Origin of the sequence: Ensifer adhaerens, from assembly GCF_001270265.1 — a bacterium.
Classification (GTDB): domain Bacteria; phylum Pseudomonadota; class Alphaproteobacteria; order Rhizobiales; family Rhizobiaceae; genus Ensifer; species Ensifer adhaerens_B.
Window position 1 is genome coordinate 23,159 of record NZ_LGAP01000001.1, and the last position, 12,232, is coordinate 35,390.

Below are 12,232 nucleotides of genomic sequence, written 5' to 3' on the forward strand. Positions count from 1 at the left end.
ATATGCGCAAACCGCATGGCTTTCTTCACACTTTGTTCATGAAATGGACAGGCGGCCGTCAGCCGTTGATGCGGGCCTTGAAGGCAAGCATATCCTGCCAGGCGAAGCGCTTGTTGATCGGCGCCGTCACTAGGTCCTGCGGGTGCAGGGTCGCCAGCGTCTGGACCGTGTGTCCAGCCATCTGAAGGTCGCGCCATTCGCCGCGCAGTTGGTGGATGGTGTCGCTGCCGCCGAAAAAGAAGCGCGCCGTGAAATTGCCGAGCAGCAACAGGTGCTTGGGCTCCGCCAAGGCGACCTGCCGCTCGATGAAGGGGCGGCAGATATCGGCTTCGCGGGCTGTCGGCACGCGGTTTCCCGGCGGGCGCCACGGCACGACATTGCTGAGCAGCACGCCCTCGCGCGCCAAGCCGATGCCGGCAAGCATGCGGTTGAGCATGTCGCCCAACCTGCCCGAGAAAGGTTGGCCGTCGCGATCGTCATCCGCATAGGGCATGGGACCGACGATCATGATGCCACTTGACGGATCGCCTTCGGCAAAGACGAGATTGCGGGCGCTGTTTCTGAGATTGCAGCCGACGAAGCCTTCCATGGCGAGGCGCAGCTCGGCAAGCGATCGCGCCGAATCGGCGGCAAACTGCGCCTCCTTGACGGCCTGGGCGTCGGGGATGGCCACCGCCGGCGCGTTGACGGCAGGTGCTGGCGCGCGTGGTTCGCGGGACTGGCTGGCGGCCGAGCTGGCCGGCTGCCGCGTTGCAGGCGAAGCCCCCGAGCGCGTCGCTGGCTGGCTTGCGCTCGTCTGCTGGCGCGAATCGGCCTGCTGGCGCGAATCGGAACGTGCCGCCTTCATCGCTTCGAACTCGGCGAAGCGATCGACCGGCTCCTCCTCCATGAGCCACTCGACGCCCGCATCCGCATGGAAGGCGAGCAGGGCCGCGAGCTGGCCGGGGGAGAGGTTGTCGGCAGAAATCATGGACGGCAACCTAGCACGTCAGAAAATGCGGTCCAATGGCTTCATGCAGCATTCGCGGTCCAGTGGCCGATATCCTCATGTTCGCCGATCAGCGCCAGACCGTGCGCGATCGACAGCAGTTCGCCGCCGCTTTCGATCCGGTCCTTTTCGAAGCGGCGCTCGAACAGGTTGCGCACCGCGGGCACGAAGGAGGTGCCGCCGGTGAGGAAGACCTTGTCGATACTTGTCGGCGGCGTTTCCGTCGTCTTCAGGACTTCGTCGAGCGCCTCTTCGATGCGCGCAAGTTCAGGCGCGATCCAGCTTTCGAAGTCGGCGCGGCGCACGGTGCGGCGCGACATCTCGCCAAGCGGCGAGAAGTAGAACTCGGTCTCCTCCTCCTGCGACAGCCGCATCTTCGTCGCGGAGATCGCCTGGTAGAGCGGATAACCCTCGTCATGCTCGATCAGGTCGACGAAGGCCTCGAGCTTTTCCGGCTCCACGCTTTGGCGCACCAGCTTCTTCAGATCGGTGAAATCTTTCAATGTCTTGAAGATGGAAAGCTGATTCCAGCGGCCAAAGTTCGCATAGTAGTTCGACGGCACTTCAAGCAGCTTGTCGAAGCTTTTGAACAGACTCCCCTTTCCGATGAGGGGCGAGATCACGTTGTCGATGATGCGGAAGTCGAAATGGTCGCCGGCGATGCCGACGCCCGAATGCCCGATCGGCGTCGCCGTCAGGCGGCCTGCCTTGGTCTCGAAACGGATCAGCGAGTAGTCGGTGGTGCCGCCGCCGAAGTCGGCAACCAGCACCGTGGCGTCGCGCTTGAGGTTCTGGGCAAAGTAGAATGCCGCCGCCACCGGCTCGTAGACATAGTGGACCTCGGGAAAGCCGAATTCCGAAAGGGCTGTGCTGTAACGCTCGAGCGCGAGTGCCGGGTCGGGGCTGGAGCCGGCGAAGCGAACGGGTCTTCCGACGACGATGCGACTATACTGGCTCGCCCAATCGTCACCGGCATATTCCCGCAGCTTGGTCAGGAACACCCGCATTAGGTCTTCGAAACTATGGCGCTTGGCGTAGATCTGGGTGCCCTGAAACAGCGGACTTGCAGCGAAAGTCTTGATCGACTGCAGGAAGCGACAGTCGCCGGGGTTGTCGATGAACGAGCGGATTGCCGCCTGTCCGGCTTCTACCTTCAGCGCGGACGCGCCGAGGTTGGAATCTTTCATGAAAGAGAGTGCCGTGCGCATCGCATCGGTGCTGCCTGACAGGCTGTCGAAGTTCATCGAATGGGTGGTGTCGCCTGCCGAAACCGCGAGGACCGAGTTGGTGGTGCCGAAGTCGAAGCCCAGTGCTCTGGCCATGTGATGTCTCCTGACGTCTGTGTTTTGGTGTCGCTGCGCCACGCGCCCTTTCGGGGCTTCGCAAGGCGACACGGCTCTGTTCCGCGCACCGCGTTCAGGGCCAGCGCCAGGGAGGTCGGCGGTGCCCGGAATGAAGCGAAAGGCATGCCGTTCCGGCGCTGTGGGGCGCCTTGCCGAAATGCCGGTTGCGGATGGGATTGCCGGCGTCTTCCGCCGGAAAGTCGAATGCCCGGCCTCCTGACATGGCTATTCGGCAAAAGCAAGGCTGGACGGCGGTTGGCCCACAATGACATTGGAGAAATCACGTATTTACGTTTACGTTCACGTCATATAGACATTTGTGCTAAACTCATGACCTCATGCGCAAAAGCGGGCATCGGCTGTCGCATCCCGGCTCGACAAGCCAAACGGCATTTGCGATGACGACATGATATGGCCTGGGAACTGAGCTGGCAGAAGACCGGCGAGACTGGAGAGACGGTATGAGCGAGCCACAAGATCTACCCGAGCGCGAGAGCATGGAGTTCGACGTGGTGATCGTCGGCGCCGGGCCTGCGGGTCTGGCGGCGGCGATCCGGTTGAAGCAGATCAATCCCGAACTCTCCGTCGTGGTGCTGGAAAAGGGTGCCGAAGTCGGGGCGCATATCCTGTCGGGCGCCGTCGTCGATCCCATCGGTATCGACCGGCTGCTGCCGGGCTGGCGCGACGAGGCCGACCATCCGTTCAAAACGCAAGTCACCGACGACCAGTTCCTCTTGCTCGGCCCGGCCGGCTCGATCCGCCTGCCGAACTTCGCCATGCCGCCTTTGATGAACAATCACGGCAACTACATCGTATCGCTCGGCAATGTCTGTCGCTGGCTGGCCGGCCACGCCGAAGCGCTCGGCGTCGAGATCTATCCGGGCTTTGCCGCCACCGAAGTGCTCTACAACGATGACGGCGCCGTTATCGGCGTTGCCACCGGCGACATGGGCATCGAGCGCAATGGCGAGCCGGGCCCGAACTTCGCCCGCGGCATGGAACTGCTCGGCAAGTACACGCTGATCGGCGAGGGCGTGCGCGGCTCGCTGGCCAAGCAGCTGATTTCAAAATTCGATCTCTCGAAGGACCGCGACGTCCAAAAATTCGGCATCGGGCTGAAGGAACTGTGGCAGGTCAAGCCGGAGAACCACAGGCCCGGCCTGGTGCAGCACTCGTTCGGCTGGCCGCTCGGCATGAAGACCGGCGGCGGTTCGTTCCTTTACCATCTCGAGGACAATCTGGTTGCCGTCGGCTTCGTCGTGCACCTGAACTACAAGAACCCCTATCTCTACCCGTTCGAGGAGTTCCAGCGCTTCAAGACCCATCCGGCCATTCGCGGCACCTTCGAGGGCGGCAAGCGGCTGTCCTATGGTGCGCGGGCGATCACTGAGGGCGGCTACCAGTCGGTGCCGAAGCTGTCGTTCCCCGGCGGCGCGCTGATCGGCTGTTCGGCCGGGTTCGTCAACGTGCCGCGCATCAAGGGCAGCCACAATGCGGTGCTGTCGGGCATGCTCGCCGCCGACAAGCTGGCGGAAGCGATCGCCTCGGGCCGGGCCAATGACGAACCGGTCGAGATCGAGAACGAATGGCGCCAGACCGACATCGGCCGCGACCTGAAGCGGGTGAGGAACGTCAAGCCGCTGTGGTCGAAGTTCGGCACCGCGGTCGGCGTGGCGCTCGGCGGTCTCGACATGTGGACCAACCAGCTGTTCGGCTTCTCCTTCTTCGGCACGCTGAAACACGGCAAGACCGACGCCCAGAGCCTAGAGCCGGCAGCACAGCATAAGAAGATCGACTATCCGAAGCCGGACGGGGTACTGACCTTCGATCGGTTGTCCTCGGTGTTCCTGTCGAACACCAACCACGAGGAAGACCAGCCGATCCATCTGCAGGTGAAGAACCCGGAGCTGCAGCGCACCTCGGAACTGGAGGTCTTTGCCGGTCCGTCGACGCGCTACTGTCCGGCCGGGGTCTACGAATGGGTGGAGAAGGACGGCAAGCCGGTCTTCGTCATCAACGCGCAGAATTGCGTGCACTGCAAGACCTGCGACATCAAGGACCCCAACCAGAACATCAACTGGGTGCCGCCGCAGGGCGGCGAAGGGCCGGTCTATCCGAATATGTAAAACAAGTTCTGCCACGCCAGTGTAGGCGAGCGACCATGAAAAGGATCGAGGCGTCGGGGAAAATCCCGGCGCCTCTTTCGTTTTTGGTCTCATGCCCAGGCTTGGTGAATCGACAAGCAGTCGCGTGATCAAGGCCTCCAGAAAAAGATGCGCCTCACAGCGGCGTTTCGCTCGGAAGGTGACCCCGGTGCCGCAGCTCGCGAAGGATCGCGCACAAAGGCCCGAGGCGGCATCTCGAATATTAGGAAAGGCAATCGTTGGCGCAAATGGGAAAGCGCTTGCCGGAAAACCCCTATAACTTTCAAGGTGTCGTCGGCTTGCCTGGCAGGCCGACGGACCCGCAGGTCGTTCGGTCCCTGTTGTTTTTGAGTCGGGCCGAACTCTGTTGACACGCTGCCGATCCCTGCGGTGAGATTGGCAGTCCGACGGGACGTACCGCCAGAACAAAGGGAACAGAAATGAACAAGCTTCTTGCAGCAACCTGCCTGGCCGCCGGCTTCCTCGGCCTTGCCGGCACGGCTTCGGCAGCCGAATGCGGCGATGTGACGATCGCCAACATGAACTGGCAGAGCGCTGAGGTCTTGGCGAGTGTCGACAAGATCATCCTGACGGAAGGCTATGGCTGCAATGCCGAACTGGTGGTCGGCGACACGGTGCCGACGATCACCTCGATGATCGAAAAGGGTCAACCGGACGTCGCGCCGGAAGGCTGGGTCGATCTGCTGCCCGACGTCGTCAATCGTGGGCTCGAGGAGGGTAAGCTCGTCGGTGCCGCCATTGCGCTCTCCGATGGCGGCGTCCAGGGCTGGTGGGTCCCGAAATACGTCGTTGACGCCAACCCCGACATCAAGACGATCGAAGATGTGCTGAAGCACAAGGAACTGTTCCCGGATCCGGAGGACGCCAGCAAGGGCGCCGTCTTCAACGGTCCGCAGGGCTGGGGCGGCACGGTCGTTACGACCCAGCTCTACAAGGCCTATGGCGGCGAGGCGGCTGGCTTCACGCTGGTTGATACCGGCTCGGCGGCCGGCCTCGACGGCTCGATCGCCAAGGCTTACGAGCGCAAGCAGGGTTGGGTCGGCTACTACTGGGCACCGACCGCGCTTCTCGGCAAATACGAGATGGTGAAGCTGGAACATGGCGTGCCGGCCGATGCTGCCGAATGGAAGCGTTGCAACACGGTTGCCGATTGCCCGGATCCGAAGAAGAACGACTGGCCGAAGGACAAGGTCCAGACGCTTGTGACCAAGACCTTTGCCGATCGGGCCGGTCCGGCGATGGACTACCTCAACAAGCGTGCCTGGGCCAACGATACCGTCAACAAGCTGATGGCCTGGATGACCGACAACCAGGCAAGCGGCGAGGAAGGTGCGAAGCATTTCCTCCAGGAAAATCCTGACATCTGGACCACCTGGGTCTCGCCGGACGTTGCCGAGAAGGTCAAGTCCGCGCTCTGATCGCCATCGCGTGACAAGAATGGGCGGCGCGCCGATCTCGTGCGCCGCCTCATGGGGCATTTCCAGGAAAAGTGCGAAGCGACTTTCCGTCAGGAAATGCGTAAAAACAATGAGATAGAGCGTTTCTGCGGCACCGTTTAAACCGGAAACGCTCTAGATGCTGACGGTGGTCAAAAAACAAATAATCAGGGTCGTCGTCGGGGAGCAGTGAAGGGGAATGGAATGGAATGGCTGACCCAGTTTCCGCATATGGACGATGATCGCCTGCGGACGTTGAAGAAAGCGATCGACGAAGGTTTCCGCAACTTTACGCGTGCCTATGGCGACGGCATCGAAGCGTTTTTTGAACCGTTGCAGTTCTTTCTGATCCAGTCGGAGCGCTTCATGACGCGTACTCCCTGGCCGATCATCATCCTGCTGATTGCGGTTCTCGCCTGGTTTGCGAGCCGGAACTGGAAGATCGTCGCCGGCTGTGTCGGCACGCTGCTCCTCATCGGCTACTTCGACATGTGGGACGATACGATGAAGACGATCTCGATGATCTTCGTCTGCACCGTGCTGTCGATCGCCATCGGCATACCGATCGGCATCATCATGTCGCGGTCGGACCGGTTCCAGAATGTCGTCAATCCGATTCTCGACGTGATGCAGACCATGCCGAGCTTCGTCTATCTGATCCCGGTGGTGATGTTGCTCGGCATCGGCAAGGTTCCGGGGCTGATCGCAGTGGTCATCTATGCGATACCGCCGATGATTCGCCTCACCAATCTCGGCATCCGCCTGGTCGACAAGGATGTGCTGGAGGCGGCCGATGCTTTCGGCTCGTCGGGCTGGCAGAAGCTCAAGAACGTGCAGATGCCTTTGGCATTGCCGACGATCATGGCAGGCATCAACCAGACGATCATGATGGCGCTGGCCATGGTGGTCATCGCCTCGATGATCGGGGTTCAGGGGCTTGGTCAGCCGGTGCTGAAGGCGATCGCCAATCAGTATTTCACGCTCGGCATCTTCAACGGTCTTGCGATCGTCGGCATCGCGATCATCTTCGACCGCGTGAGCCAGGCCTATGGCCACCGGCTGCAGAAACATCGCGAGATCATCCACGGCTGAAACCGACAAGCGAAATGACCCGGAAACTCTCGTTTCCGGGCCATTTTTTGTTCTTGCCCTTCACGCCCTGCGTGGCGAAAGGATGCCGGTCGAGAGCGCCACGCCGATAGCGGTGATGACCGCAGCGACAATCTCGAACGGGCCGATCCGCTCGCCGAGAAGCATCGCGCCGCCGATCATTGCAAGCACGGGGGTGAGCGCGGTGAAGGCGGCGGCCTGGGTTCCGCCGAGGCTGCGGACCGCCACGCCATAGGCGACCATTGCCACGAGGCCCGAGAGAAGGCCCTGGCTGGTGATCTGCAAGGCGATCTCCTTGAGGGGGACGCTGGCAAGCGTGCTGCCGAAGATGCCGGCAAGCAGCAGGTGGATGAGGAACGACCAGACGGCGATCAGCGCACTGCCTTCGAGCGGGCTGAGGCCGGAGCGCCGGAAGGCGTGAGTATAGATCGCCCAGAGTGTGGCCGCTGCCGGAAGAAGGGCGTAACCGGTCCAGCCGGTGCCCGCGGTGCCGGCAAGGCTGCGGGCGAGCAGAAGGGCGACGCCGGCAACGATGGCGGTAAAGCCTGCGACACGCATGCGGTCGGGCCGCTCGCCGAAGATGGTGATGCCGATCAGGGCCGTTGCCAGCGGCATGGAGCCGCCGAGCAGCACGCCGACCGAGGAGGCGGGCGTGACGTGAATGGCAAAGGCTGCGACCTGGAAGAACAGCGCGCCTGAACCTGCGACCATCAGGAGAAGCAAGAGGATCGGCAGCTTGCGCGGCAGAAGCCCGGTCCTCAGCCACACCGGCGCGAGAACCAGCGCCGGGATGCCGTAGCGGATCAGGCCAAGGTCGATCGTGCCGAGCGTGGTGCCGGCAGTGTGCCGCGTCGCAAGAATCCACCCCGCCCAGATCAAGACGGTGACCAGGGCACCGGCATAGCCGGTGGCGACGGGTGCAGCGCTGCCGCGACCGAGTGTGAGGGCAACCATCTGATTTTCCTTCCCGATTTGAATGCCCGCAATTGTTTGGGCCTGGGAAGAAGATTACTGCCAACGGGCAGGGCATGTCCTTGCGATTTGTGCTTCAAATGGACTATGGTACGCAATCATGTGCCAATACGGCCTCAATGGATTATCAACTATGCCAAATCTGGATAAATTCGATCTCGCGATTCTCAAGATCCTACAGGAGGACGCGCGGGCAACGAACGTGGAGATTGCCGAACGTGTCAATCTGTCGCCATCGCCATGCCTGCGGCGCATCCGCAATCTGGAGAAATCGGGGATCCTGCGCGGGTATCGGGCCGATATCGACCGCAAGGAGGTCGGGCTTGGATTGACCGTCTTCGTGGAAATCAAGGTCGGCCAGCACAGCCGCGAGAATGCCCAGCGTCAGCAAGAGGCCCTGCTTGCCATTCCCGAGGTTGTCTCCTGCTTCCTGATTTCCGGCAACGCCGATTTTCTTGCCGAGGTCGTGGTCGAAGATCTCTCGGCCTATGAGACGCTGCTGACCGAGACATTGCTGGCCATGCCCGGCGTGACCGACATCCGCTCCAACTTCGCCATCCGCTCGATCAAGACGGGTGGCCCCCTCAAGCTGCCGGAGTAAGGTCGGAAGCGCTGCCGCGCCGCAAACAGGGGCGCGCAGCGGCGGTGAAGCCGGGCCGCTCGTCCGGGATGGGGTCAATGTTAAGTTTTGGTAAGGCTCTGGAAACGGCGCCGATTGCGCTTATCTCATCGCAGTGGACGCACTTTGCCACGGCAATGGAGCCAGTAAGCCTTTCATGAAAATCAAAGCTATCTTCAATCGGGACGGTGGGACCTTCCGAACGACGGACATGACGGCCTATGGCAATAGGGTTGAGGCGATCTTTCGCGACGCCGGTCATCAGATCGAGATCGCGACCGTCTCAGGCGCCGAGATGCAGGAGACCCTGGAAAAGACCTGCCGGCGCGACGATCTCGATGCGATCGTGGCTGGCGGTGGCGACGGTACGATTTCGGCAGCCGCCGGCGTTGCCTGGAAGACCGGCATGCCGCTTGGCGTCGTGCCCGCCGGGACGATGAACCTTTTTGCGCGCACGCTGAAATTGCCGCTCGACATCTGGAAGGCGCCGGAGGTTCTGGCGCAGGGCACAATCATCGACGGTGATATCGGCAGTGCCGATGGCCGGGCCTTCGTGCACCAGTTCTCGATGGGCCTGCACGCTCGCATGGTGCGCTACCGCGAATCGTACAGCTTCCGATCGCGGCTGGGCAAGATCACGGCGAGCACCCGGGCCGCCGTCGGTGTCATTCTCAATCCGCCTGATTTCGAGATCGAATTCGACGTGGATGGTCACCACGAAAGTCGCCACGTATCGGCCGTGTCCGTGTCGAACAATCCGTTCGGGCGCGATACGCTGATGTATGCGGATGACGTGACGGCCGGTCATCTCGGTTTCTACACGGCGCCCCCCTTGAGCCCGCCCGGCGTTGCCAAGCTTGCGCTCGACGTGCTGCGCGGCAAGTTCCGCGATAACCCTGTTATTACCGAGATGAGCGGTTATGCCTTGGATCTGCATTTCCCCAAGGTCGACCGCAAGATCAACTGCGTGATCGACGGCGAGCTTCTGCCGATGGGACGGGACGTCGCGTTGCGGATCCATCCGGGCGAACTCAAGCTGCTCGTCGGCGCCGACCGGTCTAGTTCGTGACCCAGAGAAAGCCGAAATTGTAGCGGTCCCCAGCCTTGCCATGCAGATAGGGCAGGGACAGAACCTGCGGCGTCGCCGTCGTCGTCGAAAAACCACGCGCTTTCATCGCGTTTGCTAGCGCCTCGGGCAAAATCGGCTCCGCCTTGCCGTCATCGCTCCAGACGACAAGAAGCGGCATCGATGCCCGGGGCGTCCCCACGCCAAGATCGCTGGGGGCGAGCACGGTCGCATCGTGAAGGTGGGTGCGAAGATTACCCGCGATCAACTTGTCTTTTGCAAGGATCAGGATCGGTTCGCGACCCTTAAGCTCAACCACCGTTTCGGCCAGCGTGGCGTAGGGAATGCTCAACCGCGAATATTTGCCGAAGAGCGGCCGTACGATCGCCCGGGTGGAAACGACCATGAGTGCAGTGAGCACGATGAACGCAACGAGCCAGAGGAACGGTCGAAGTTCAAACGTTGCGTCGACGCCGGCCGCTTCGACCTTGAGGCAGAGATAGAGCGGCAGCAGAACCAGGAAGAGCACGAGCCATTTCTCCCGGATATGCGTGGCGCCGACACCGAGGACGATCAGCAGGACCGCGAAGAGGCAGATCGCGAGCATTCGGCCGACAATGCGCGTCCATTGGCTTTGCGCCGAACAGATCGCAGGAAGGTTCTTCCGAAAAACAAGACCGAATACTACGAGCGGCACGATGCTGCCTCGGATCGTGGCGGCAACGAGAGAAACCATGCCGTGGAACGCCTGCGCGAGTCGGCCTTCCGCATGCGCCTCACGCATCTCGATAAGGGTGCTGTTTGAGGCGGAGCCGAGGTTTTCGAGGATCCACCAGCCGTGTGGCAAAGCGATCAGCGCTGCAACTGCGAACGAAACCAGGATACGCCAGTCGAACAGCCGGGTGCGCAGATTGGGCTCTGGCAGAATGGCAAGAACGGCAGCGGCGGGGACGGGGGCAAAATTGTACTTTGCGGTGAAGGCTATTCCGACCGCAAGGCCGGTCAGTGCGTAGCCAGCGAGACTCGGGCGGGCCAAGGTCCGCAGGAAGCCGTAGAGGAACAGCGATACGGCAAACAAGGCTGCGACCGTATGTGAAAGGTCGCGCTGAGCAAGCAGGAAGATCGGCGGCAGCGTCAGCACGCCGAGCATGGCAATCACGGCAAGACGTCGGTCCGCAAGGACCTCGCGCGCGGCAAGGCCGTAGAAAAGGCAGCAAAAAAACAGAAGCAGGTTCTTGAGCAACGTCATCGTCGCAAGAGATGGTCCGAGAACCGCCCCAAACCCGTACTGCAGCCAATTGTAGAAGGGCGGCTGCGAACCGTAGCCGAGCCGCAGGAACTGCGACACGAACGCCTGCTCCGCCTCGTCGATCTCGAGTGAATTCGAAACGGTGAGGCGCAGGGCGATACAGAGCAGGAAATAGGCCGCAATCAGGGCGATGACGAGGTTGGGTCGGCGCTCGACGAACTCAAGCATTCGTCTGATCCCGCACGAACACCTCTCGCACGATATAACTGGCCGTTTCGTCATCGCGGAAATAGGCGCGCGCCATCATCTCGGCGAGAATGCCCGTCGTCACCAACTGCACCGATGACAGAAAAAGCATCACGCCGACGATCAGCATCGGGCGGGTGCCGATATCGTTGCCGAGAATGAACTTGTCGAAGGCGAGGTAGAACAGGATGAGTGCGCTGGCTGCGCCCGCCGCAAGCCCGATCGAACCGAAGAAATGGCCAGGTCGCGCCTTGTAGCGCATGAAGAACAACACGGACAACAGATCGAGAATCACGCGAAACGTGCGGGAGATCCCATATTTCGAGTGGCCATGTTGGCGGGCATGATGGGTGACAGGCATTTCGCCAATGCGGCTGCTGGGCACGACGCCTGCGACCCAGGCAGGGATGAAGCGATGCATCTCGCCCATCAGCTTGACCTGCTTGATGATCGAGGCGCGATAAACCTTCAGGCTGCAGCCATAGTCATGCAGCCTGACGCCGGTGATCTTGCCGATCAACCGGTTGGCGCACCAGGACGGGATTTTTCTGAGCAAGAGGCCGTCCTGACGATTCTTGCGCCAGCCGACGAGCAGGTCGAGTTGCCGCTCCTCGATCGCTTTGACCATTGCGGGAATATCGGCCGGGTCGTTCTGCAGGTCGCCGTCGAGCGTGGCGATCAATCGGCCGGCGGCCGCGTCGATGCCGGACTGCATGGCGGCTGTCTGCCCGAAGTTCTTCTGCAGTTCGATGATCTTCAGCTGAAGATTGGGGTGACAGAGCGCCCTTCTTGCGTTGGTCAACGTGCGATCGGTGCTGCCGTCATCGACCAGGATCAGCTCCCAAGGTGCTGAAAAACTCGCCATGGCGTCACTCACTCGCGTGATGAGCGGCTCAATGCTGTCCTCTTCGTTGAAGACCGGGATGACGACGGATAACTCGATGGGGGGCATGGGATCGCTCGTGCATTCGGTGCGTCTTGCACGCGCCGGAAGAATAGGGATGCGCTTACATAGTCGTTTTCTTGCACAGTTATCGG

Annotated in this window: 10 protein-coding genes; 5 read left to right on the forward strand and 5 right to left on the reverse strand. The window is 61.5% G+C overall.

Going from position 1 to position 12,232, the window contains the following annotated elements; genetic code table 11:
* Window positions 1–58 precede the first annotated feature (58 nt).
* Complete coding sequence (locus AC244_RS00085; protein WP_053247605.1) at window positions 59–970, reverse strand: uracil-DNA glycosylase; 912 nt, start codon at window positions 968–970, stop codon at window positions 59–61.
* 41 nt (window positions 971–1,011) lie between these two features.
* Window positions 1,012–2,310, reverse strand: coding sequence for an Hsp70 family protein (locus AC244_RS00090; protein ID WP_053246845.1), 1,299 nt, complete (start codon window positions 2,308–2,310; stop codon window positions 1,012–1,014).
* Window positions 2,311–2,792: 482 nt separating this feature from the next.
* Here AC244_RS00090 and AC244_RS00095 point away from each other — a divergent pair, with 482 nt between their 5' ends.
* The 3 genes from AC244_RS00095 to AC244_RS00105 all read left to right on the forward strand — a co-directional run bounded on the left by AC244_RS00095 (window position 2,793) and on the right by AC244_RS00105 (window position 7,024).
* Window positions 2,793–4,457 carry an electron transfer flavoprotein-ubiquinone oxidoreductase gene (locus AC244_RS00095; RefSeq protein ID WP_053246846.1) on the forward strand — a complete coding sequence of 555 codons (1,665 nt, stop codon included), beginning with the start codon at window positions 2,793–2,795 and terminating at the stop codon, window positions 4,455–4,457.
* A 458-nt stretch (window positions 4,458–4,915) separates the two neighbouring features.
* On the forward strand, window positions 4,916–5,914 hold the full coding sequence (locus AC244_RS00100) for an ABC transporter substrate-binding protein (RefSeq protein WP_053246847.1): 999 nt from the start codon (window positions 4,916–4,918) through the stop codon (window positions 5,912–5,914).
* Window positions 5,915–6,136: 222 nt separating this feature from the next.
* Window positions 6,137–7,024 (forward strand): ABC transporter permease, encoded by an 888-nt coding sequence (locus AC244_RS00105; RefSeq protein ID WP_053246848.1) that lies wholly within the window; start codon window positions 6,137–6,139, stop codon window positions 7,022–7,024.
* Between the two features lie 60 nt (window positions 7,025–7,084).
* Here AC244_RS00105 and AC244_RS00110 read toward each other — a convergent pair whose 3' ends face one another.
* Window positions 7,085–7,996, reverse strand: coding sequence for a DMT family transporter (locus AC244_RS00110; protein WP_053246849.1), 912 nt, complete (start codon window positions 7,994–7,996; stop codon window positions 7,085–7,087).
* Window positions 7,997–8,147: 151 nt separating this feature from the next.
* On the opposite strand from AC244_RS00110, the gene AC244_RS00115 reads away from it, so the two are divergent.
* Together AC244_RS00115 and AC244_RS00120 are read left to right on the forward strand one after the other, a co-directional pair.
* Window positions 8,148–8,615 carry an Lrp/AsnC family transcriptional regulator gene (locus AC244_RS00115; protein WP_053246850.1) on the forward strand — a complete coding sequence of 156 codons (468 nt, stop codon included), beginning with the start codon at window positions 8,148–8,150 and terminating at the stop codon, window positions 8,613–8,615.
* Between the two features lie 175 nt (window positions 8,616–8,790).
* The gene (locus tag AC244_RS00120) at window positions 8,791–9,702 is read left to right on the forward strand and encodes a diacylglycerol/lipid kinase family protein (RefSeq protein ID WP_053246851.1); all 912 of its coding nucleotides are present in this window, start codon (window positions 8,791–8,793) and stop codon (window positions 9,700–9,702) included.
* On the opposite strand, the gene AC244_RS00125 is transcribed toward AC244_RS00120, so the two are convergent.
* Both AC244_RS00125 and AC244_RS00130 read right to left on the reverse strand, forming a co-directional pair.
* Entirely contained in the window at window positions 9,692–11,176 is a 1,485-nt protein-coding gene (locus tag AC244_RS00125) for an ArnT family glycosyltransferase (protein WP_053246852.1), read from the reverse strand. The two genes, AC244_RS00120 and AC244_RS00125, sit on opposite strands and share 11 nt — an antisense overlap.
* On the reverse strand, window positions 11,169–12,146 hold the full coding sequence (locus AC244_RS00130) for a glycosyltransferase family 2 protein (RefSeq protein ID WP_053246853.1): 978 nt from the start codon (window positions 12,144–12,146) through the stop codon (window positions 11,169–11,171). The genes AC244_RS00125 and AC244_RS00130 overlap by 8 nt, the downstream gene beginning before the upstream one ends.
* Window positions 12,147–12,232: the final 86 nt, after the last annotated feature.

Bases quoted from the DNA above. Each gene is read 5' to 3' on its own strand.
- AC244_RS00085 (WP_053247605.1), bottom strand. From the start codon at position 970: ATGATTTCTGCCGACAACCTCTCCCCCGGCCAGCTCGCGGCCCTGCTC.
- AC244_RS00090 (WP_053246845.1), bottom strand. From the start codon at position 2,310: ATGGCCAGAGCACTGGGCTTCGACTTCGGCACCACCAACTCGGTCCTC.
- AC244_RS00095 (WP_053246846.1), top strand. From the start codon at position 2,793: ATGAGCGAGCCACAAGATCTACCCGAGCGCGAGAGCATGGAGTTCGAC.
- AC244_RS00100 (WP_053246847.1), top strand. From the start codon at position 4,916: ATGAACAAGCTTCTTGCAGCAACCTGCCTGGCCGCCGGCTTCCTCGGC.
- AC244_RS00105 (WP_053246848.1), top strand. From the start codon at position 6,137: ATGGAATGGCTGACCCAGTTTCCGCATATGGACGATGATCGCCTGCGG.
- AC244_RS00110 (WP_053246849.1), bottom strand. From the start codon at position 7,996: ATGGTTGCCCTCACACTCGGTCGCGGCAGCGCTGCACCCGTCGCCACC.
- AC244_RS00115 (WP_053246850.1), top strand. From the start codon at position 8,148: ATGCCAAATCTGGATAAATTCGATCTCGCGATTCTCAAGATCCTACAG.
- AC244_RS00120 (WP_053246851.1), top strand. From the start codon at position 8,791: ATGAAAATCAAAGCTATCTTCAATCGGGACGGTGGGACCTTCCGAACG.
- AC244_RS00125 (WP_053246852.1), bottom strand. From the start codon at position 11,176: ATGCTTGAGTTCGTCGAGCGCCGACCCAACCTCGTCATCGCCCTGATT.
- AC244_RS00130 (WP_053246853.1), bottom strand. From the start codon at position 12,146: ATGCCCCCCATCGAGTTATCCGTCGTCATCCCGGTCTTCAACGAAGAG.